23 protein-coding genes are annotated in these 20,470 nt (G+C 65.3%); all 23 read right to left on the reverse strand.

The features are described 5' to 3' along the window. Positions 1–3 precede the first annotated feature (3 nt). Positions 4–576, reverse strand: a complete 573-nt coding sequence (locus tag ACWHYV_RS19055; RefSeq protein ID WP_447978065.1) for a pilus assembly PilX family protein — start codon at positions 574–576, stop codon at positions 4–6. 11 nt (positions 577–587) lie between these two features. Continuing rightward, positions 588–1,661, reverse strand: a complete 1,074-nt coding sequence (locus tag ACWHYV_RS19060; protein ID WP_447978066.1) for a PilW family protein — start codon at positions 1,659–1,661, stop codon at positions 588–590. An 18-nt stretch (positions 1,662–1,679) separates the two neighbouring features. Then, positions 1,680–2,186: a type IV pilus modification PilV family protein gene (locus tag ACWHYV_RS19065; protein WP_447978067.1), complete on the reverse strand. Its 507-nt coding sequence runs from the start codon at positions 2,184–2,186 to the stop codon at positions 1,680–1,682. A 9-nt stretch (positions 2,187–2,195) separates the two neighbouring features. Continuing rightward, positions 2,196–2,714, reverse strand: coding sequence for a GspH/FimT family pseudopilin (locus tag ACWHYV_RS19070; protein ID WP_447978068.1), 519 nt, complete (start codon positions 2,712–2,714; stop codon positions 2,196–2,198). 562 nt (positions 2,715–3,276) lie between these two features. Next, entirely contained in the window at positions 3,277–3,603 is a 327-nt protein-coding gene (locus ACWHYV_RS19075; RefSeq protein ID WP_447978069.1) for a hypothetical protein, read from the reverse strand. Next, positions 3,596–4,744 carry a hypothetical protein gene (locus ACWHYV_RS19080; RefSeq protein WP_447978070.1) on the reverse strand — a complete coding sequence of 383 codons (1,149 nt, stop codon included), beginning with the start codon at positions 4,742–4,744 and terminating at the stop codon, positions 3,596–3,598. Before ACWHYV_RS19080 ends, ACWHYV_RS19075 begins: the two co-directional genes overlap by 8 nt. 8 nt (positions 4,745–4,752) lie before the next feature. Next, entirely contained in the window at positions 4,753–5,577 is an 825-nt protein-coding gene (locus tag ACWHYV_RS19085; protein ID WP_447978071.1) for a hypothetical protein, read from the reverse strand. Further along, positions 5,570–7,747: a hypothetical protein gene (locus ACWHYV_RS19090; RefSeq protein WP_447978072.1), complete on the reverse strand. Its 2,178-nt coding sequence runs from the start codon at positions 7,745–7,747 to the stop codon at positions 5,570–5,572. Before ACWHYV_RS19090 ends, ACWHYV_RS19085 begins: the two co-directional genes overlap by 8 nt. A 13-nt stretch (positions 7,748–7,760) precedes the next feature. Then, positions 7,761–8,384: a hypothetical protein gene (locus tag ACWHYV_RS19095; RefSeq protein WP_447978073.1), complete on the reverse strand. Its 624-nt coding sequence runs from the start codon at positions 8,382–8,384 to the stop codon at positions 7,761–7,763. After that, positions 8,381–10,222, reverse strand: a complete 1,842-nt coding sequence (locus ACWHYV_RS19100) for a hypothetical protein (RefSeq protein ID WP_447978074.1) — start codon at positions 10,220–10,222, stop codon at positions 8,381–8,383. The genes ACWHYV_RS19095 and ACWHYV_RS19100 overlap by 4 nt, the downstream gene beginning before the upstream one ends. A gap of 5 nt (positions 10,223–10,227) precedes the next feature. Continuing rightward, on the reverse strand, positions 10,228–10,587 hold the full coding sequence (locus tag ACWHYV_RS19105) for a hypothetical protein (RefSeq protein ID WP_447978075.1): 360 nt from the start codon (positions 10,585–10,587) through the stop codon (positions 10,228–10,230). Positions 10,588–10,594: 7 nt separating this feature from the next. Then, positions 10,595–10,975 carry a hypothetical protein gene (locus tag ACWHYV_RS19110; protein ID WP_447978076.1) on the reverse strand — a complete coding sequence of 127 codons (381 nt, stop codon included), beginning with the start codon at positions 10,973–10,975 and terminating at the stop codon, positions 10,595–10,597. Positions 10,976–11,009: 34 nt separating this feature from the next. Further along, complete coding sequence (locus ACWHYV_RS19115; protein ID WP_447978077.1) at positions 11,010–13,826, reverse strand: hypothetical protein; 2,817 nt, start codon at positions 13,824–13,826, stop codon at positions 11,010–11,012. An 8-nt stretch (positions 13,827–13,834) separates the two neighbouring features. After that, complete coding sequence (locus ACWHYV_RS19120; protein WP_447978078.1) at positions 13,835–13,963, reverse strand: hypothetical protein; 129 nt, start codon at positions 13,961–13,963, stop codon at positions 13,835–13,837. Positions 13,964–14,082: 119 nt separating this feature from the next. Continuing rightward, entirely contained in the window at positions 14,083–14,487 is a 405-nt protein-coding gene (locus ACWHYV_RS19125) for a hypothetical protein (RefSeq protein ID WP_447978079.1), read from the reverse strand. A gap of 42 nt (positions 14,488–14,529) precedes the next feature. Beyond that, a complete protein-coding gene (locus ACWHYV_RS19130) occupies positions 14,530–14,892 on the reverse strand; it encodes a hypothetical protein (protein WP_447978080.1) in 363 nt (120 codons plus the stop codon). A 61-nt stretch (positions 14,893–14,953) separates the two neighbouring features. Continuing rightward, positions 14,954–15,379 carry a phage tail tube protein gene (locus tag ACWHYV_RS19135; RefSeq protein WP_447978081.1) on the reverse strand — a complete coding sequence of 142 codons (426 nt, stop codon included), beginning with the start codon at positions 15,377–15,379 and terminating at the stop codon, positions 14,954–14,956. Positions 15,380–15,394: 15 nt separating this feature from the next. Further along, positions 15,395–15,883 (reverse strand): hypothetical protein, encoded by a 489-nt coding sequence (locus tag ACWHYV_RS19140; RefSeq protein WP_447978082.1) that lies wholly within the window; start codon positions 15,881–15,883, stop codon positions 15,395–15,397. A 2-nt stretch (positions 15,884–15,885) separates the two neighbouring features. Then, complete coding sequence (locus tag ACWHYV_RS19145; protein ID WP_447978083.1) at positions 15,886–16,401, reverse strand: hypothetical protein; 516 nt, start codon at positions 16,399–16,401, stop codon at positions 15,886–15,888. After that, positions 16,398–17,087 carry a hypothetical protein gene (locus ACWHYV_RS19150; protein WP_447978084.1) on the reverse strand — a complete coding sequence of 230 codons (690 nt, stop codon included), beginning with the start codon at positions 17,085–17,087 and terminating at the stop codon, positions 16,398–16,400. Before ACWHYV_RS19150 ends, ACWHYV_RS19145 begins: the two co-directional genes overlap by 4 nt. A 70-nt stretch (positions 17,088–17,157) precedes the next feature. After that, the gene (locus tag ACWHYV_RS19155; protein ID WP_447978085.1) at positions 17,158–17,610 is read right to left on the reverse strand and encodes a hypothetical protein; all 453 of its coding nucleotides are present in this window, start codon (positions 17,608–17,610) and stop codon (positions 17,158–17,160) included. A gap of 98 nt (positions 17,611–17,708) precedes the next feature. Beyond that, on the reverse strand, positions 17,709–20,117 hold the full coding sequence (locus tag ACWHYV_RS19160; protein ID WP_447978086.1) for a phage major capsid protein: 2,409 nt from the start codon (positions 20,115–20,117) through the stop codon (positions 17,709–17,711). A gap of 37 nt (positions 20,118–20,154) precedes the next feature. Continuing rightward, the gene (locus ACWHYV_RS19165; protein WP_447978087.1) at positions 20,155–20,460 is read right to left on the reverse strand and encodes a hypothetical protein; all 306 of its coding nucleotides are present in this window, start codon (positions 20,458–20,460) and stop codon (positions 20,155–20,157) included. Positions 20,461–20,470 lie beyond the last annotated feature (10 nt).

The following is a 20,470-nucleotide window of genomic DNA, read 5'->3' on the forward strand; positions in this document are numbered from 1 at the left end:
CTCTCAGATCTTCCGCTGACAACTTTCACCGGTCGCGGCACAGGCATAGACGGCCGTGACCCGGCTCGTGGTGGTGCCCGCATTGGCCGAGCAGTCAATGCGGTAGATGATGTCGACGCCGCCTCCTCCGGGTCCGGCATCATAGCCGGAAGCGAATTCGAGGGCTCCGCCCGAACGCGCCTGGGCATAGAGCCGATCGATATCTCCGGTCACCTGAAAGGAGCCGATCGCCATCGAGAGATTGGGGTTCGGATCGCCGGCCGTATCCGCGTTGTTATCGGATTGCCCCATGATCTCCTGTTCGGTCTGGAGCTGGGCGGCGTCCGGGACCGGCCCGCCTTGGCTCACACGGAACGTATCGGGCACCCGGGCCTGGTCGATCGTTTGTTGAATCACATTCGCCGCCGTGCCGATACAGGACTCGGCCGCGGTCGCCGCCGCCTCACCGGTGCGCTGAAATCCCGCCATCCGGTTTTCCAAGCCCGTGACGCTCAAGGCCGCGATGCCGATCACCGCCATGATCACCATGATCAGCATGACCGTGACGAGCGCGACGCCGGCTTCTGACCTCCCCATCCGCTTCTCCTTCAGAGCCCGATGTTTCGGACCTCGACGGTCCTCGTCACGAGTCGGCGTCGGAACTGTTGATACGTGGCGGCGTCATACCCTGCATCCGCCGAGGGATCGTGGTCGTCGACCACCAGGGCCGCCGTGCTGTTGGTCGCCGAGCGGTTACCTTCCCCAAATCCCTGTTCGAGCTGAGCCTCCCGAGCCACGACATTCACGCGCACCAAACGGATCGTGCTCGCCACCATAGGGGCCGCGGTCCAGGTATTGTTGAAGACGAAATCGTTGGCATCGAAGATGCCGTTGATCCCTCCCTGATCATCCACGATGCTGTCAGGCACGCCCGCATTCACGGCGATATTGCAGCCATCGCAGGCATACGCAAACTGTAGATCTTCGACCCCCTCGGCAATCGAGACGCAGGCGCTGCCCGGCCCGTTGCAGTCCAGTCTTCCGCCGACGAGCTGAGCGACGCCACGAACCAAGCAGGGGGTATTCCCACCGCAGACGGCGGCGTTGGCGTCCCCTGCCCGGATCACCTGATAGGTGACGCATTGCAGCCGATGGACCGGCGTATCGACCGGAAACGTCACCGGTGCTCCCAAGGTCGTCCCTAGGTTGACCACGTTGCCGGCCATGCCGGTGATCGTGGTCGACGTCACGCCGCCGATCGAGATGACGTCGTTGAACGCGAGTCCCGTCGACGACTTGACCGTGATGGCGGCGAACGGACCGATCGCGGGATCTTGCAACTCCCAGGAACCGGCCGAAGCCGTGGGCACCACCATGGAGATCCAATCGGGTCCGGTATCGTTTGCGGCCGGATTGTTCTCTCCGGGTACGATGGCGGTGGCACAGTTCCCCACGGCTCCGGTCATTCCGTAACCGGCCATCTTGATGTCATGCGCGAGAAGCTCCATCGCCACCCGCGCGCTCTGCTGCGTCTGTACGGTGAGGTCGTTCGCGCGCGTAGCTTTCAGGCTGCCCGTGAGAGCGGTGAAGGCCGCCGCGACGACCAGGGTGCCGACGATCAGCCCGATCAGGAGCTCGACGAGCGTGAAGCCGTCTTGTCTGCCGACTCTCGCGAGGATCATGGAGGCGGTTCTCTCGTGCTATTCGCGGGCGACCACCGCGGTCAGTGTCACGTTGCGCTGACGTAGGATCGAGGAGCTCGCTTGTGAGCTCTGCCAGCTGACCTGGACAACCACTTGATTCTGATTCAGCGGGGGGTTCGTCGGGCCAATGGGAGTGACCTGGACCCGGCCTTGAGGATTGCTGAGTCGGGCGCCCTGCAGACGCGCGAGCCACTGATCGAAGTCTCCCCCGGCCATCCCGTCAGCCGGCCTCGTGCCGGCCACCAGCGTGTCAATATTGTTGTAGAGCGAGGCGTTGCGGCGGTTGAACTGGATGCGCTCCATCATGTCCGCCGAGAGGTTGGTGGCCAAGGTGAGCTCATTGGCGTCCACGTTCCGGCCCAACGAGATGCCCTGCATGCCGGCCAGGGCGAGCAGACCGATCGCCAGCACGACGGCGGCAAACATTCCTTCGAGAAGGGTGAAACCCTCGTCGCCGGTGTGAGAACGATTCGCGTGGCGTCTCGGCTGATACGACGTGTCCACCGACTCTCCTTATCCGCACGTGCTCGCGGCGCACCACCGGACCTTGCCGCCGGGCGTCACGGCGATCGAATAGGTGATGCCGTCCGTATTCGTCAACGTGATGACCTGCGTGCCCGCCGGCCCGCCGGATCGAAGGCCCAGTGAATTGAATTGGACCGTGGTGCCGGGAGGATTGAACGCCACCGTGATGCCGTTTCGAAAGGGACGCGGCGGAATGACGGTTGCAAAGCTTGCCCCATTCTCGCCGCACGAGGTCGTCTCCGGAGGACAGGGGATAGGACCGACGGTCATGGTCACCAGGGCATTGCGATTCATCGCCGCCATTCGGAGCATATTCAGGTCGGCCGCCAGATCCGTGGTCGCCGCACGTAGCTGATAGAAGCGGTTCCATTGCACATAACTCGGGATCCCAAGGGCGACGACAATGGAGAGGATCGACACGGCGACCATGATTTCCAGCAACGACATGCCCGACTCACGAGCCAGCCGGACGGTCGGTCGCAGTTGTCGAAACCAATACAGATACATAGCGCCTGGAAGTGTAGCACGCGGTATGCCGCCACCCTCCGCACCGCGGCAGACCCCGATAAGGTCTTGTTATTAGGCCTGAGGCAGGTCAGCGGTCGAATAGGCAGGATGAGCCGGTCCGGTCAAACAAGGGGTATGGGGGACAATTTTCGTCAGCTCGAGTCGAATGCCTCAATATTCCTCCCTCCAGGTACCCGGGGCGAGATTGTAGCGCGTCAAATAACTTCCGAAAAACTGTCAGATGATTTCCGAAAAATCCACAGGCTTGGCGTGCTTGCAAGCATCCAGAAACACGAAGAGGGTGGAAAGCTAAGCTGCTTTCCGCCCTCGGTTGGGGCGCCGGCCTGAAGCACTGCCAGCCGGTCTGTGTCGCCCCGCTCGGCTCCCCCACGCCGTTGTGGGGTTCTCTCAACGAACGCTCGCCTGGAACCGCCCGGTCAACCGCAGATCGTGGATCAGCGGACGATGCACGCCTTTGTGCATCGTTTTACGAGCTGTTCAACGGCGAGTCTGTAGGCCGTTCACAAGCCCTTCAAAGCCATATGATCGGGTACTAGGATCTTCACCTCATCGCCCTTGACCATGTAGAGGCCTCATTGGCTCTGGTCGTCACATCATTCAGCGAGGCGACGCAATAGCAAAGCGTGCCGTCCTCGAGCGCCGTGAGGTCGTGGCGTTTCATCTTGGCAATCGTGACCACGTGCGGCGCCCGAAACTCATAGGCCTCACCCTCGACCGTCACCCGCACCGAGCCGTGGGCCACAAGGGTCTTATGGTCGTGGGAGTGCAAGTGCCCGGCATGGACATCGCCCGCGCGGAGAAAGTGGAGTTGGCGAATCCAGAGACCGGCGCTCTCATCGCAATGGAGCTGGATCACAGGTTCAGCCATTATTTTCTCCGAGTCTCGTCGACGGTAAGCCTCCTTGCACCGTCAGCGCCGCCTTTTCCGCCAGCGCCGCCTTTTCGGCCGGCGTCAGCAGGTCCAAAGTTCTTGACTGCATGTTGATCTTGCAGTTTCGGCGTACCCAGGTCGCGGGCGCGGGGTCGTCCGCGTAGAGTTGCAGCGCCCGATACGGTCGGTGCGCAGGCTTGAGCCCCTTCGCATCGATGATGGCGTCCGCGGCGGCCAAGGCGGACTGCTCGTTCACAAAGCCATCGAGATCCTGCGCCTTGAGTTTCAGGCTCACGCACCCGATCACCTGAACGCCTGGGATGTCCCCGGGGGTCGGGTCATCGGAGGTCCAGGCGGCCTGGATCATGCCGTCCTGGTCGTGCGCCACCCAGATTGTTGGATCGTCGGACGCCGTGATGTACCGCCAGCGCGTGATCGACTCAAAGGAGCCGCCTCCGTTGCCCCACGGCTCGAGGTAAATGCGTCCAACCGTATTGCCAGGGTCTGGCGTGCCCGGCATCGGGCGCAGAATGCCCTTTTCGCCTCCACCGTAAATCCCGCTGTGCTGACCGGTGAACGACGGGAAGAAGGTGTGATCATTCAACGTGAGCGAGATCGGCGAGACATAGCTCGTCGCGCCCGTCGCCGTCTTCAGCTCTGGATACCCGACACTGGGCTTGATGATCATCGCCTGGTTGATAAAGGCGAAGGTGCGGACGTCGGTCGTGCTGGTGACCGCGGTCCCGGAGCAGACGGCCGTGAAGAGCTTCACGGAATCGGCCGGCGCCGCGCCGGTCGTGTTGTGTTCGAACTTGGCGCCGGTGACGTTGCCGTTCCCATCCTTCACGAGCTTGAGCCAGACATGATTGGTCGCCGAGGCGGTGAGCGTGAGGGCGGTCGCCGCCGGCACGCTGACCCAATAGCCCAGGGCGCCAACCTTGATCAGCGCCTTCCCGGCGGCCACCGAGAGGGTCAGATCCGGGTCGCTCCCGGGCACGGTGAAGCCCTCGAGCACGAAGCTCTGCGCCACCAGGGCGCCCAACCAGGCGGTGAGCAGCGCCTCCGTAGCCGTGCGCCCACCGCCGACGTCGAGCGACGTCGGAAACACCACTTCTCCTGCAATGTCCACTTCAGCCATGAAGTTCCTCAGCTCGCCGTGAAGCTCACGGTCTCCACATAGGTAATGGTGTTCGTGTTCGCCTTGGCCTTCGCACTGTGCACGACCCGCGAGAAGAGCACCCCGCCGCCGGCCGCGGTCATCGCGCCCGCCTCCGTCAGAGTGCTCCCGTTCGCGGTCACGCTCGGGAGATAGGCCGTGAGCGTCAGCACCCCGCCCACCCGGGTCATCGTCACGATCGCGACGCGCGCGACTTCCGCGTGCAGCGCCGTCTGGCTCGCCTGCACGGCCAGCGTGCCCGTGCCGACAGCCACGTGGGACAGCCGGGCCGTCGAATCGCCCTTCAGGAGATCGCAGAGGTGATTGAGCCCCGCGGTGAGCAGCTGCGGCGAGCTGAAGTGGACGGTCCAAACGAAGGTGATCGTGAGCGACGAGGTCTTGGCAATCCCGGCGAAGGTCACGCGCGAGAAGAGCGCGCCGCTCCCCGCGGCCGCAAACACCCCCGCCTCGCTCAAGGTCTGACTGTTCGCGGCCGTCGAGGGCAGGAAATAGGTGATCGTGAGCGTCCCGCCCGCCCGCGTCATCTTCGTGATCGCCGCCCGGAAGACTTCGGACTGCAGCCCGGTGTCCGTCGGCTGCACCGCGTTCGTGCCGATGCCCACTGCAAAGTCGGTGAGCTTGGCCGTCGTGTCGCCCTTCAAGAGATCGCAGAGGTGATTGAGGCCGCCGGTCGGCACGCGGTTCTTCGCCCGCCGGCGGAGCACCAGCCGCCGCGTCGTCGCGTCACAGACGAGGATCGACACGTTTTGCCAGACCTTCACGCGGCGTTGAACGGGGAAGAGAGCGCTACGCACCGCACACCTCGGCAAAGCCCACTTGCGCCGCCCCGACTTGGAAGCAGACGAACGTGTTCTGGGTCACCGTCCAAGCGTCAATACACGTGACCGTCTCCGGGAAAGTCCGCAGCAGCCGCACCACCTCGTTCTCGCGCGGCGTCTCGATCTTCCCTCGATCGGCCAGCTTCTTGAAAAACTCCACCCAGCCGCCCAGATCCTCGCCGTCCACCGCCGTCACGCTGTAGCGGATGCGCTGGCCGGAGAGATCCGTCGCGCTCACCTCCGTGATCAGCCAGTCGCCGCTCACGTTGTATTCCGGCAGCGTGATCGTTTGGATCTGCCCGGCCGCAAGCCCGCTGCTGTCCGTCTCATACGTGACCGTGCTCGGGATCACGCCGTACTTGCGCAAGAGCGCCTGCACCTTGTCCAACGCCGCCTGCCCGTCGAGTTTCTGATCGTCCTCGATCGATTCATACAGGCCCGTCCCACCCTCCACGCCGGCCCTCGCCGCGACCTCGTCGTCGTTCTGCCCGGTGACGATCACCGGGAACAGGCCCTTGAACTCCACGCGCAACGTGTCGCCCGCCGTCAGCACCGGCCCGCTCGTATCCTGCGAGACATCTTCCGAGCCCTCTTGCCAGTACCAATCCTTGGCCGTGTCCACGCTCCGGATGCCGACCGTCTTCACCACGCCGTTGACCTTGATGGTCGGCACTTCGGCGATCGGGAGCGACACCCCGAAGGTCCGTGTCTTCCCGTCGCCGGCGAACTCTTCGGTGAGCGTGTCCGAGATGTCTTCCCCCCCGCGTACCCATTGCACGTTGCGATACTGCTCGCGGGTCGTTTCCTCAGAGAGCGAGCCGGCCAGGAACGACCCGTTGTCGCTCGCGAGATCGAACGCCGCCCGGTTGGTCTCCCGCGGAAAGAAGTGCACGCGCTTTTCCCCGTCGATGTACCAGCTATAGCCGACGAGCTCGGCCAGCTCCTGGAAGATCTCGGAGGCGGTGAGGTACGGGGCAAGGTACTTGGGGATCGTCGGGGCCGACTCCACGAACGCGGCCGCTTTGACGCCCTCGGCCGCCAGCAGTTGCTGGACGACGTCCTTGACGATCGCATCGGCCGACTGCTCGACGTACTCTTTCGCGAGCAGCCGCCGATCGGCGAGCTGGTGCCAGTCCACCGCTTCGCAGCGGTAGTAGACGATCGCCCCGCCGGCCGGTCGTTCCTTGGTCACTCGATCAAGGGTCCCGGCGAACAGCACGATCTGCGGCTCTGTCCCGAATTGCACTTCCCGGATCGTGCCGCCCGGTGCGGCGGCATCCGTCTTGGACAGTCGCCAATAGCGGTGTGCGCCGACGGCCGGCCAGTTGATGGACGAGAGCTCGGCATCGATGCCGCTGTTCCACCCGCTGACGGCGGTGGTCCATACGGAGTCATCGTCGGAGTACTGCACGCTCCAGGTGGCCGTATAGCTCCCGGTGGCCCAGATCCGGCAGGCGCGAAACGCCCGCGTGACGCCGGCGCCCAGGTCCAGCTTGAGATAGGCGCCCACGCCGGCGGTCTCCAGCGAGAAGGCGAGCCCGCCCACGTTCCCGTTGTTCACCTCCGCCGCGCTGAACCCGCTCAAGCCCAGGTGCGACCAGAGCGCCGGATCGCTCCAGATCTCGACGCCATGGAGGATCTCGACCACCTGCCCCGGCTGGGGATTCAGCGCGCCCATCTGGTCCTGCAGCGTGAACTCGCAGGTGTTGCGTTGGTTGAGCAGATCGCGGACCGAGAGCGTGTTGACCTTGAGGTAGGGGTAGCGATCGACGTGCTGAATGCGGAGGATCAGCCGCGTGCCGCTGATAACCGCGGGCGGCGGGGGCGCCTGCGAGACCGGCTTGGCCGGGATCCCGCGCCAGATCGTCTCGAACCAGTGCCCCCAGTAGCGGGTGTGATGGTGCGAAACGAGGACGGTGCCGCCACCCGGCCCGCTCGGGCCCGTCGTCACCGGCGCCACCGCCTGGCCGCGCCAGATCGTCTCGAACCCGTGGCCGAAGTAGCGCGTGTGGTGATGCGAGACCAGGATCGTCCCGCCGGCCGGCCCGCTCGGCCCGGTGGTCACCGTCGCCGGTGGCGCGCCGCGCGCGACGCGGCCGTACTCGGCCTCAAAGATCCGCGCGCGGGAATGCCAGGTGAGGATCATTGCTCAGCTCTGCTCACGGGCTCGTTTTGATCGTGATCAAGGTCGGATCGGCCCCGGTCGCGGTGAAGCGGAACGTCACGACATCGCCGTTCAAGTCCGCGGCCGAGAGATTGATCTTGTACGTGCCGTTTCCCACCTCGGCCACGGCATTGGTGCACGCGGCAAAGGCCGCGCCGTCGATCGAACGCTGCGCGGTCACGACGAGACCCGTCTTCGGGGTCACGTGGTCGGTGGCGTCGTACATGACGAACTCGAAGTTGTTCAGCCCCGTGTTCTTCTTCACGCCCTGCGCGATGTTGTTGGGGTTCACCGTCCAGAACGCGGCCGCGTCGCCAGCTGTCACCAGGCGGAGCTGAAGATCCTCCCACTCCTTGGGGTTCGTCTGGTCGACGAACCGCACGACGACGACCTTCGCCTGCGTCTCCGCGGCCGAGAGCTGAAGGCGCACGCTCGGGCCGCCGGCCGGCGTCACCGTCGGGAGGGTCGTGATGTTCGCCGCCGCCCCGCCGTCCTTCTCCACCTTCACGTCGCCCGCGGCAAGCGTGGGGTTGCTCTGATAATCCACCGCGCCGCGGGCGATCAGCGTGAGCCCGTCGATCGTCACGGCCTGGCCATACGGAATGATCCCGTCAATCATCGTCGCCTCCTGGATAATCTCAAACTGTTGACCATAGGAACGCCTTGAGCCGCCCCGATCCAGCTCCCCTGTCCAGCATCCGACGCAGTCCGGAGCTTGCTATTTCGCGGCACGAACCCTGCCTTCACATAGTTCACCAGCCCCGCGACCGAATAGGCGGGGTTGTAGCCGGAACGGTTATTCCGCTTCTTCAGCTCGGCCATCGCATTGGCAGCTGTTCCAGGACCGCCGAGCGACGCATCCCACTTCGCAATATCGCGGCTGTCGTCAACAAATTGGGGATTCACAGCCAACCCACCGACTGAATTGGGGAGGGAAGCCGAGGAAAAGACGAAATTGTGATGGCCGGTGACCGTTTGGTTTGACCCGTTCAACGTGCAAGTCCCGGTCTGCAGATTAAATAGGTTGTTATGGTGAATATTGCCGCTCTGGACAACGTCCGTTGTCCGGACGCCGACGTGCCCCGTTTCCACATAGGTCAACATCTGGTTGCCGTTGGTATGAACCCCCTGGACCGCCCGCGCCCAATACGTGTTGTCCCGCCATTCAGGGCACATATCGAGGTGCCCGGCATAATTTTCACCAAAGGTGGTTCCAAGGCGGCTGGAATGCACGGTGTTGTGGTAAGCCCGAACCGTGAGTCCTGAGCCGCCGAGATTCGCGAAGAGTTGACCGCTGGACTTATCGCCCGAGGCATCGGCGTTGGGGAGGACGAGATTGTTCAGCGCCGTAAACGACCCGCCGGCGCCACCAGTCAGCAGCATTTCCCCATTGTCATCGGTGCCAAGATATTCAAAGATGCCACCGTCCGAAATCACCGCGGCGTTGTTCGCTTGCGACAGCCCATGCGGACTGGCGGGAATTCCAGCGCCGGCCAGCATGTAGTAATCCTTGGCCGTGCCGTTGGGGAAGTTCCCGATGATTGAAGAGGTATCGACGTTCTGGTAGGCCAGGATCCGTTCGAACTGAGTGATGGTTCCCCCGCCCAGGCTGCCGGTCCACTTCGCCCAGAACTGGCAGTCATAAAAGGTCCAGCCGTTCGGCTCGTGATGCTGAACCTCCTTGTCGAAAACGCACCCAGTGCACGAGCGTGTGCCGGTCGGCGTGCCCGTCTGAATCCAGCGATAGACAAAGGTGTCGCGAGAATTGAGCCACGTCGAGTCACGGAATTCGACGTTCCCGGCGGTGGAGCTAAACGTCCCGACATAGAACGAGCCGCACCCGTTGAAGATACAGTTAATGAAGCGCAACTCAGGTGGCCCGGTATTCGTGCGGATATCGAGATTGTTTTGAATCATCCGGTTGCCGGAGGGGTTGTAGACGTCCGTCAAATCGGTATAGGTCAGGGTCAGTTTGCCGCCCTCAATAAAGCCACCGGCATCGAAGTAGCCGGGCGCACCGCCAGCCTCATACGTGATCGTGCAGATGTTCCCCACCGTCCCATTGGCGACGACCTTCGAGCTGTTTTGGTTGTGCGCGGTGCCGATCTTGATTCGATAATTCGTGGTGCCAGGTGAGCCGGCCGCCGTACTGTCGAACCGATAGCCGGCTCCGGCGTTGAGCGTCAGCACAGCATTCGCGAGTGCAAGGTCTCCACGGACCTTGAGGATGATGCCGGCGGCAATCGTGAGCGAGCCCGCCGTCCCATTGACGGTCACCACATCGGTCCCCGCGACCGGCGACGTGCCCACCGTCTGATTCGCAGTGACCGTCACCGCGTGGTTGATCGTCGCCGTATCCCCCGGCCCGGGATAGTCCACCCCCTGAACATTGCCGGCGTTGCCCCAGGTCGCGCCCTGGTTCCAATTCCCATTTGCCGCTGTCGTAAAGGCAGCCATGCGTGCTACTCCTCGATCCGGATCCCGACCTGAATTTCAAGCACGCGCCCGCGGAAGAGGCGTCGAATCGTCGGCCCCTCGAGGCGCTCCACGGGCGGCGCCTGCACGGCCCCTCGGACCGCCGGAGCCTGCCGGTAGTAGCAGCCTCGACAGAGCCCGCCCCGATACGCGCGCGAGTGTTTCCCGCATCCGGCACACACGGCGATGACGGCCGGGACCTGCGCCGCCTCCAGGGTCCCCGCCTTCGCCTGCCATTTCAGCTTCTCAGGCAGCGAGCGCCAGCAGTACTGGCAGAAGCCATGCAGGTAGGGCTTGCACTTCTGACAGCGCCGGCAGCGGTCGTTCGTGCTGGGCACCTGGTTCATCCTGCGCTCACTGCCCAAACTTAAAGGGGGCGGTCGGTGTCTGAATCGTCACCGTCGATTCTGGGATACCGCTGACCCTGACATTCGACAGGGCGTTGGCGGCCTTGAAGCACGGCGAGAACTTGAGATCCATCTGCTCCGTCGTCGTGACGCCCGTCGCGCGCGCCGCCCACGTCCGCTGATACGTGCACTCGTCTTTGCTGCCGAACGCGCCCCAGAGGTTTTGCTTGTCGGGCCCGGCGCTATAAAAGAACCACTCGCCCCCGTCGGGGACCACGGTCGGATAGGCGGATGGGAGCGTGAGCCCTGCGCTGCTGGTTTGCGCCAGCAGCGACACGGGGACCAGGGCCACCAGCACCAGCAGACACGCGCACAGATAGGTCTTCATCGTCTTTCCTCCTTGTCTAGGTGTCTGAACCATGTCATGCGAGTTTCAGTTGCAGCCGCGTCACCTTGGGCAGCTCCTCGATCACGGCGCGGGCGAGCTCGCGCCGATCGGCCTGGAAGATGATCGTCGTCGGGCCGCGGCTTCCACGGCCCACGATCCCGTCTAGGCGATCGAGCGGGATCATGGCTTCAGGCCCAGCCTCGGCCACCATGCCGAGCAGGGGCTTCATCGCGACGCCACCGTCGGCGAAGAATGCGAAGTCGGGGAGGAAGCTCGCATTGAGCCCGGGGATCGTCCACATATCGGGCGCCCCCATCGCCGCCCCGCTCCCGAAGATCGGGCCGATGGCCGAGGAGTACTGGGTGGGATCGGCAAAGGCCGTCCCGAATCCCGAGCCGCCGAACGAGCTGAGAAAATTCGTCAAGCCACCACCGGCCCCGAAGAAGTTGCTCCCGCCCAGCAGCCCGCCGAGCGAGAACAGCGACGAGCCGGCGCCCAGCACAGACCCAAGCCCGCTCCCACTCCCACCACTCGCCCCGCCGCCGAGCGTGATTGCGGAGGTCTTCTCGGCGACGCCGGCCAGCCCTGCCTCCGCGGCCGTCATCGCGGCAGAGGTCTTGAGCGTGAATTGTGCCGAGGCGGCGAGGATCTTCGCGCCCACGCCCTGGCCGCCGGGGATCGCCATCGCCGCCGCGCCGGCCGCGGAGAGGAACGCCGTCACCGCGCCGCTCAGAATCCCCAGCATGGAGAGCATCGCTTGCCCGATGCCCTGCATGCCGACCATCGTCGTGTTCATCTCCGTGAGCTGGAACTGCGTCTCGGCCGCGACCATCCCGCTCCGCGCCGTCTCCTCGGCTACCGTCGCGGACGTCTTGGCTGTCTCCATCGCTTGATGGCCGCTGAGCAGCGTGGCGCTGTTCGTCTCCTCGCTCAGGAGATGCGCGGCGGAGCGCACGCCCATCTGGATGAACGTGTTGATCGCCGCCTGGAGCAGGCTCGCGAGCGCGCCCTGCCAGACCGTCTCGAACGATTTGCCGTAGACGGCCCACTGGGCCACCGAGGAGGAGAACTGCGTGGTGATGTTGCCCCACACGAACACGGCCGAGTCCTGAATGGCCTTGAGCTGCTGATCCCAGAACGTGGGGAACTCGCGATGAATCGCGATCCGCTTGGCCGCGAACTCGCGCTCGATGATGAGCTGCTCCGTGAACTTGTCCTGGCCCGACAGCCCCATCCGCTCGATCGCCGCCAGGCGCTGCTTCTCTTCGAGATCGATGAGCCGCAGCGACTCCTGCACCACGCTCTCGTTGCTCTTGAAGATCGAGTCGTTCGACTGGAAGACCGCCTTCTCGTATTCGACTTGTGCCCGCTGTAACCGCACGAGGTACTCCTCATGCGTCTTGTCTTCTCGCTCGCTGAAGGTCCGCTCGGTAATCGCGTTCTGGGATTGAGCCCGGCCGAGCTGCGTCGGCAGAAAATTCTCGTCGGTGATCCGGAAGGGCTCGCGATAGCCGCTCTCGCGGAGTTCCTCCATCGCGACCAGCACCTCGAGCTGGCTGTCGTAGATGCCATGGAGCTCCTGCTGGTCGGCGATCTGCTCCTTGTTCGCGAGCAGGCGATCGGCCCACAGCGCGTTCTCCTGCTGCTGAGTCTCGAAGCGGCGCTTGGTGATGCCCTCGTCCAGAAGCGACATCGACTCTCGCATCTTTTCTTCAGCGGAGACCTGATGCAGCGTATCGGCGACGATCTTGAACCCCTTCTGCCCCTCCGCATTCGAAAAGAGCTTCAGTTCGAGCTCGCGCTCGCGGAACGCGACGAGATCCTTGATGAGCTGCGCCTGCCCCTTCTCGACCTCCGCCTCCTCAGGCGTCCGAAAGAGCTTGTCCGCCTCGAGCTGCTCCAAGGTCTCCGCCGGAATCTCTTCTGGCTTCGGCACGCTGACGCCGGGGAGCTTCACTTCCGGGAACCCGCCCGGCGTGAGTTTCAGCACCGTCGTGACGAACGACTCCCAGGCCTTTTCGTCACCGGTCAGCGCGCGGGCGAAGTGGTTGGCGGAGGCGACCGCCTCGGTAAAGAAATTCGTCACGCTCGTGACCGCGGGCGCGAGCAGCGCGCCGACCTGGTGCACGAAGCCGTCGGAGGCTTCCTTCAGCCGGTCGAACGCATCGTCGGCTTCTTTCAGGCTCGTCACCGCCCGCTGGCTCAGGATGGTCCCGAGCCGCTCCGACTCCTCGCGCGCCCGGTCCAACGCAGCCGCCCCGTCGTTGAACACGGGGATGAGCTGGCTCCCCGCGCGGCCCAACAACTGCGTCATCAACGCCGTTTTCTCGAAGCCATCGGGGAGGACCGCCACCCGATCGGCGATCATCCGCAGGACGTCGTCCGTCGACTCGGTCCCGGTGATGGCGAGGCCCAACTCCTCGAACGCCTGCGCGGCCTCGCTGGTCGGGTTCCGGGCCTGCTGCATGTTGTCGCCGAGCGTTTTGATCCCGAGGGCAAACGTCTCGGTGCTGACGTTGTGCTGCGCGAGGACGGCGCCATACTGCTGGAACGTGTCGATCGAGATGCCGGTCCGCTGCGAGAGCTGGTCCAACCGCTCGGCAAACTCTGCCGATTCTTTCACCGCGCTGATCGCCCCGGCGACGAAGGCGGTGCTGAAGACGCCGCTCACGAGGGTGATCATGCCCTTGAGCGTGGTGGCGGCCCCGATCACGCTCTCCAACTTCGCGGTGATCCCCTCACTCGCCGCGCCCGCATCCTTCGGGAGCTGCTTGAACTCCACCCCGAGCTGGGCCAGCTTCTGCTTGATGTCGGCGATGTCGCCGGTGATTTTGATCTGCGCTTCAGACATGGGTCCCGTTACGGCGACGGCGGAATCCGCGCCGCCATGGCCTCGACGATCGCGAGCTGCTCTTGCCAGGTCTGCCTGGGCTGTTCACCGGCGTCCGGCATGAAGTCCTGCTCCGTGAGATCCTTGGCTCCATTCACAGCCGCCACCGTCCAGCAGAGTCGCGCGGTGCGCGCGTCCTCGCGCCGTGTCGCCTGCCGCCAGCGCTCCAGCAGGGCGTACAGCTCGACCGGCGTGAGGCTCCAGAAGTCGTCATCATTCAGCCCGAGGTCGTAGCGTCCGACGGCCCAGAGGGCGACCCAGTCGATGCCGTCGGACTCGTCGCCAAAGGGTCGGCCTGGGCGCCCTCCTGCGTGCGCGCGCCCATGTGCGCCTCGAACGCCTGGCGAATCGCGTCGAGGGCGACCTGCAGGCCGGTCTGATTGAGGAGGTCCGTCACCTGCTCGAGGGTGAGCTTCGCCTCATCGTGCAACAGGCCGGCCCAGGTGATCATGACGATCTCGGCGACGCCAATCTCCCGCGACTGAAACAGCTGCACGAGCGAGACGCGCTTGAGCCCCCAGAAGCGCGCGAGCTCGCGCTCCGCCGTCATGATCGCCTTCAGGTCGAGGAGAAACTTTCGGGGCTTGCCGAGGTGGATCTCAATAGGGTGCACCGGTCGCATGGGTCTCCTTCACCGCCGGCAGGGGCCGGCCAACTGACTCAGTTACGGGATGCGCAGCACCTTGCACTTGAGCCCGGCGCCGCCGGCGTCGAGATAGATCGAGCCGGCCGCATCCTGCGCCCAGCCGATGATGCTGCCGAACCAGAAGAACGCGAACAGCCCCGCGCCCAGGCTGTAGTTGGTGATGTCCGACTTCCGGTTCTGCGGGTCGTTCGAGCTGGTGAGCGTGAACGTGATCGCGCCCGCCGTCGGGTTCTGGATCAGCAAGAGATCGCGGCCGTTCCCGACGAACACGTTGCCGTTCGCGTTGTCCACGTTCTCCAATGCAATGTTCAGGTCCCCGGCGTTCACCGTGCCGGGATACGGGCCCTTCGGGGTGGCGGGCGTCAAAGCCGTGCGTGGCATCGTCTAGTCCTCCTCTCGTTACCGTCGACTCGTGTGATTGACTCGACTCTGCGACTGGCGCTTAGGTGATCGTGACCGGTCCGGTCACCTTGATCGTCAGCTCCCGACTGATCACGCCCTTCACCGGCGCCTTGAACGGGAACTTCGTCACGTAGCCGGCGAAGCTCGCCGTCTTGGCGGGAGTCGTCGGGAACACCATCTGCCAGTTCCGCTTGACCCGGTTGGTCTGATCGGTCTGAATGCCTTGATGCGAGACATCGGCCGGGTCCCAGAGCACGTCCGCCTTCACTTCGCCGCCGTCCATCAGGAGCGGCAGCCACTCCTTGAAGATGCCGGCGGCCGCCGAGCTGTGCGTCGTGACGTCTTCGAGGTCCATGCTCATGTCCGGGCCCTGGATGTCCTTCACGTTGCCGACCGTCGTGAAGGTTTCCGGCCCGCCGCCGTCCCCGCGTTTGAGTAGTGTGCCGAATGCTGCTGTCCCTCCCATCGTCGCCTCCCTTGGTTAAGTACACGGATACGGAGTCACCTCATGGATGCCGAGGCGGAGCTCCGCGTAGTGGCACAGCACGCCGCCCAGCGTGAGGAGCTCCATCTTCTCGACCTGGAGCCCCGCGGCCCCGGCGATCGGGCCCTCCTGCGGCGACGTCGAGATCCGGTCGGTGTTCAGGAGCGGATGCTCGCGCACCGCCTGCCGCACGGCCTCAACGATCGTCCACGCCTGTTTCTCCGTCGCCTCGCTGTCGACGAGCGAGTAGACGAAGCGCAGGAGAAACTCATAGACCGTGAGCAGCGCGTCCTGCGTATAGTGGAACTCGCGCAGCGAGACGGGCTTGAAGATCCACGCGCGCAGGTGCGTCTCGCCGCCGGGCTTGAACAGCGCGTTCAGGCTGGCCGGGTCATTCGTCCAGCGTTCATAGTCATGGACCAGCGAGCCGGGATCGGCCTGCTGGAGCACGGTCTTGAGCTGCTCGCGTATCGTCGCCAGAGGCATCGTTACTCCGTCGTGATCAGCCGGGTGCTGGCGCGCCCGAGCCGGTCCTTGAAGATCCGTTCAATGAGCGGGAACGCCGCCTTCGCGCCCTCCTCAAACATCCGGGCGCCCGGCGGCGAGCGCCGCCACAGGCGCGTGCCGCGCAGCGCGATGGACTGGGCGATCGCAAACGCCACCCCGGTGGCCGTCTCGCCCTGTTTGAGCGTGACGAAGCGCGCCACCCACGGGAGCAGGGCCTGCACGGGCGGCATCGCCCCCGGCCGCCGGCCGAACTCCACGGGCGCCGCATAGGGCAGCGACGAAGCGGTGATCGATTCGAACAGCGAGGGGGACTCCTTCAGCTCCGAGAAGAGTGAGCCGCGCAGGCCGCTCCCGGTGCCGCCCAGGCCTTGCGGCGTCCGCTCGCGCACGGCCTTCTCGATGAGCGGGCCGGCCTCGGCCAGGGCCGCGCGAACGCCGTCCCGGATCACGTCGGGGTTCAGCCGCGGCGGCTTCGTGAACTGGAGCTCGATCTTCATCGGTACCGGTTCGGGTGGGTCAATTTGTCGCGGCCCAGGCTGTCCGTCTGATCGACGTCGATGAAGTGGCTCGCCGCCTTGGCGTCGGACTCGCGATCGAGCCCCAGGTGGTCCCGCCAGCGCGCCTCCAGCTCGTCGGCCCGCTTGCTGTACTCGGCCGCCTTGCTCTTGTAGTCGACCGTGTCCGCGGCGAGGGTGGCATCGACCGTGCCGGAATAGATCGCCGCGAGCGCGCGCAGGCCGATCGCCGCGGCGAGATCCGCCACCGCCTCCTCGTCGTGCGCCGGGATCGTCGAACCATTCGCATCGACCACGTGCAGCTTCGTGAACGTGACGCGGAGCGTCTTGCCCGTCGCCGGCGTGGTGTCGAGCAACCGGAGCTTCGTGCCGGCCGTCGTCTGATAGAACTGCCACTCGTCGTCCTCGAGGAGCGACGGCTTCCGCTGATCGGCGGGATACTCCAGCGCCCGGATCGTGGAGAACTCCGCCACCCAGCCGGACGGGAGCGCAAAGTCATAGGTGGCACCGTCGCCGGCGTAATCCTGCACGGCGAGCACCGGGCGGATCGTCGCGTAGCGCTTCACCGCCTGGAAGATCGCATCGTCCTTCTGCGCGACCGTGAAGCGGGCGGCGGCGTCCCGCACCCGGTTGTCGAACAGCGTCTCAAACGTGGCCAGCGTGCTCATGCAGCTCCTTTCAAGCGTTCAGCCAACAGCACTCGGCGAGTCGGCCGAGTGCTGAAAGCTGAAGGCTCGATCACTGGCGCTTACAGCCGACCAGGACCGTGATGTCATTCCAGGTGGGCGACGTCCCGCCGATCGTCAAATCCACGGTGATCGTCGCCTCGTCCGCCACGCTGGTATTCGCGAGCGTCCCTTCGGTGACGGTCCCCGCGGTCACGGCCATCGTCGACACGGTGTTCGCGCCGTTCTTGAGCACGACGGACAGGGTCGGGGACGTGCCGCCCGAGGCGCGTGCCGTGGCTTGCGCATGGTTGATCTCGCACGGGTACGGCATGGTCCATTTCGCCACCGCGGTGGTCGAGGCGGTGTACTGCCCCGAGAGGTGCAAGGGCAGCAGGTAGTACCCGGCGCTGGCGCTCGAGGGATTGACGGTCGCGGCGGGGGCCAGCGCGGGCATCAGCGCCAGCGCGAGGACGAGGGTCACGGTGATCAGAGAGAGCCGGGTCCAGGACTTCATCGGGTTCATGGGGCCTCCTTTCAACGTCATGCTATGTGTCGTCTGCTGCTGAGCGAGGTGTGCGCGCCCGCGTGAATCCGGATCCGGATTCACGCGGGTCAGCGCGTCTACGCCACGACGGCCTTGCGCCCGCCGCGGAAGTCCAGAATGTCGGCGCCGAACTCGAAGCGGATCTTGTATTGCACCTTGTCGGCGAGGAACATCTGGCCGACGGTCGGCTGATCGGCGAGAAACACCTCCGGCGTCTCCTGGCCGTTCAGGAACGCGGCCTCGATGAGGTCGACCTCCTGCGGGTCGCGCGTCAGGTACCAGTCGTTCGCATCGGTGAAGAGCGGGTTCACAAGGATCCGCTCCGGCTTCTCCGGATCGCCGAACATCCCATAGGCCGGGTTGTCGCCCTCGTTCGCCGCGCCCGGAATGCCGGGGCTCTGGTTGATCTGCTTCGCGGTCCCCGCGAGCGTCGTCGGCACCGACAGCAGGAGCCGCGCGTCCCAGTACGCGCCGCCCAGCTTCTCGCCGGAGCCCGGCTCGGTCATGTCCATGAGCTGCTGCGCCGCCGCCATCAGCTCGGTGATGCCCGCCGCATTGGCGGTCAACGCCGTGGACCCGAGGTTCCCGTGCGACGCGTGGAAGATCGCGAGACTGTCCACATCGTAGGTGGCGTTGCTGATGAGCAGGTTCCAGATGAAGCGCGCGAACGTGCGCCGCGCAGCCCGGCCTTCCCGCTGCGGCAACCGGATCACCGCGCCGAGATCATCGTTGATGATCGTCTTGCGCGTGACGGTCATGAGCCGCCCGCGGGTGCTCACCGCGTAGCTCACCTGCTCTTCGCCGAGGGTGGCGGCCTCGGGATAGTCGGCCGTCTCCGGATCGACGACCGGCAGATCCGCGGCGTACTTCAACCGCTGCGCTTCGAGCGTGCGGAAGTCCGTCGCCCGGCGCCGCAGCGAGATGATCCGATCCTCGCCGTAGTTCACTGCGGCGTAATCCTTCATCAGCCGGCGGTAGAGCGAGTTGCCCAGGATCGTGGGCCACGCGGCCGCGTTCTGGGACTGCGCGATCCGGACGAAGCCCGGCTGCTCGTAGCCCGGCTCGCCAATGCCGTTGCGCCAGTACGACTGCACGGCCTGGCTCATGCGCTCGGCGTACTGCTCGCGCCCGGCTGGCGGCCGCCCGGCGAGATCGACATCGCCGGTGATCTTCACGTAGGCCTGCCGGAGCGAGCGGAAGGCCGGGGCATCCGACTTCGAGTCGGCGCCCAACAGCTTGTCCATGCTCGCCTGCAGGCGCTCCGCTTCGCCCTCGACGAGCGTGTCGTGGGCGTAGCCCAAGCCCTGCACGCGCCCGCTCTGGCTCAGCGCGGCGAGGATATCGCGCTCCTCGGCGATCGCCTGCTTCACGTGCGCGAGGTCCCCCGGCACGTCCATGAAGCGCTTCCGCAGGCTCGCCTGCATCACCTCGGGGAGCTTGCTCTCGGCCAAGAGCTCGCGCACCTGCCCGTTCCACATCGTCACCTGCGCCTGGCGGATGACGGCGCGGTCCGCCTCGCTCAGGGCAGCCGCCTGCTGCGTCTGCGCCGGCGTCCCGCCGCTCGCCGGCGCCGGCACCGCCTCATCGAGGAGTGTCAGGAGCTGCTCCTCGGTCACCGCGGCCGGGTCAGTCTTCGCATACAGGTCCGGCCGCTTGGCCTGTAGGATGGCGAGCAACTTCTCTTTCATGCGCTCCTCCTCTGATGTGGCGCCCGCCTGCACGGCGTTGAGCGCCCGTTGAAAGCCGCCTGGCGTGCCGGGATTCCACACCACGTCCACGGTCACGGGCGGCAGGATTTTGGTGAACCACTGGACCGGCAGGGATTGCCCGGCCTGCTGAATCGTCTTCGTGATCGCCTGCCCCGGCGCATCGACGGAGAGGCCGTAGAGATCCGGCCGCTCGGCGTGCGAGTCGAGCAGGTTGTGGCGCAACCAGTCGGCGGTCTGGAGCAGATGCAGCCGGCCGACCACGCCGCGCCCCTCGACATAGCGCGCCTGATCGATCCACCCGACGATCTGCTTCGCCGACTTGTCCCGGGTCCGCGAATGCTGGCTGTCGTCGAGACAGAAGACCCGCGCGCCCTCGAACAGCGGCGCCGCTTGCTGGAGCGTGTCGGCGGGGAAGTACTGGCCGTTCGCGCCGAGGCCGGGCTTGATGATCAGTACCTCCCACTCCCAGCCGTCCTTATCCTTGGCTTGCAGCAGGCGGATGTCCCCGGTTCCAGTAGCCTGACGCGCCGGCACGTACTCCACCATGACGGCCGTCGGCTCCCCGAGCGTGACCGCGTGCTCGGCCAGCGTGTACGGGTACTGCCAGAGCTTCCCCTCCTGGTCGCGCACGATCACGCGATCGGCAAAGAGCTGCTCGATGAGCAAACCCGGGTAGCCGCTCTCCGGGAACTTGGCCTTGAGCGCTTCGCACACCTTGGCGCGCAGCTCCTCCAGCGGCATCGTGTTCGGGATCTCGGCTTGCGTGGTCTTCGGCATCCGCCTCCTCCTTCCCTCGTCGTCAACAATCGTGCGATCAGGCCGCCGGCGGCACGGGCGGTGCGGACGGGTTCGCCGGCGACGTCGGGGACTTCATCGTCGACTCGCCGCCACGGCCCGAGACCCGATGCTTCATCCCGTCTTTGCTGACGATGATCAGCGCGTCGCCGTCGCGGCGGACCTTCAGCACGTCCTCTTCGGTCATCTCCCGGAGCACGGGCACATAGCGGACGCTCTCCTTGCCCTGCTCGTCCTCGCCCCGCTGCTCTTGGTTGGTCCGGAACTTCAACCCCTTGATCGCGGCCCTGACCTGTTCCAGTTTCACGTTCGTCCCGAGTTCCATCGCATCCTCC

It is taken from the genome of Candidatus Nitrospira bockiana (assembly GCF_965152565.1).